This is a genomic window from Vibrio sp. 1727, from assembly GCF_033344415.1.
In the GTDB taxonomy this organism is placed as follows: Bacteria; Pseudomonadota; Gammaproteobacteria; order Enterobacterales; family Vibrionaceae; genus Vibrio; species Vibrio alginolyticus.
The window spans coordinates 1-847 of the sequence record NZ_JAWPOT010000156.1; the positions used below are offsets into that span (position 1 = coordinate 1).

Annotated in this window: 1 protein-coding gene; it reads right to left on the minus strand. The window is 40.1% G+C overall.

From position 1 onward, the window contains the following. On the minus strand, positions 1 to 847 hold an 847-nt coding region (locus tag R8O10_RS24490; protein WP_318191854.1), incomplete at both ends, for an ImcF-related family protein.

Here is an 847-nt window from a genome sequence, read left to right on the forward strand (position 1 = left end):
GTTGCATTAGGTTCAAATGGGTATCTACCTGCTATAGTCCGCTGATAAGGACGCACTACATTAGTCACCCAAAGTTGATTTAGATGATCTTTAGAGCCGCTTTCTGCAAACTTAACCGATTCCTGTGACAACTCTCCCAACCATTGATTAAACGGTTTTGGTAAGAGATCTTTTGCTCTAGCAAAGGAGGCAGCAACATCCTGAGTCACCGTTCCATCCAATATGCTTTTGTAAGCAATTTTTTGATTGTTCCCTGAGCTAGACAAATCAGATAAGTACGAACGCAAATTCACCATCGCTTGCTGAATATCATCAAAGTCTTGTTCACTAAGTCGTAAGATTTCGGTGAAATGGGATTCAACTTCTTTACCTGGTAGAGCAACATTAAATCCATTCTCTTCAGGCAAATACATATCGAGTTTGTCTGCCGTATTAGAAAACTTCACTTTTGCAACCTTTCCTGCGACTTCCGTTGCTGCCTTTTGATTTTCCGATAACGTTACTTTCGATAACCCCACTTCCTTTTGTATTGCACGCAGAAGTGATTCAATTGGTCTTTCTACACCGGATAAAACTCTTGATTGCTCTGTTGCTAAAGCCAAACTTGGAGCTTGTTTAAGCTGAATATCCTCTATCAGAGTTTTCCACTCATTGACATAATCTTGATAATAGCGGGCTTGAACCCCCTGAATAGCACTATCATGATCAATTTCATGAGCTTTAAGATCATCCCCATACACCCAGTTTTCTTCCATCAATCCTTTGACGGTGCGATTAATCTGAATTTGGAAAATGCTGTGAAAACCGTTGTAGGTATAAAAACCGGAAATACCTTGCGATAGAGGTT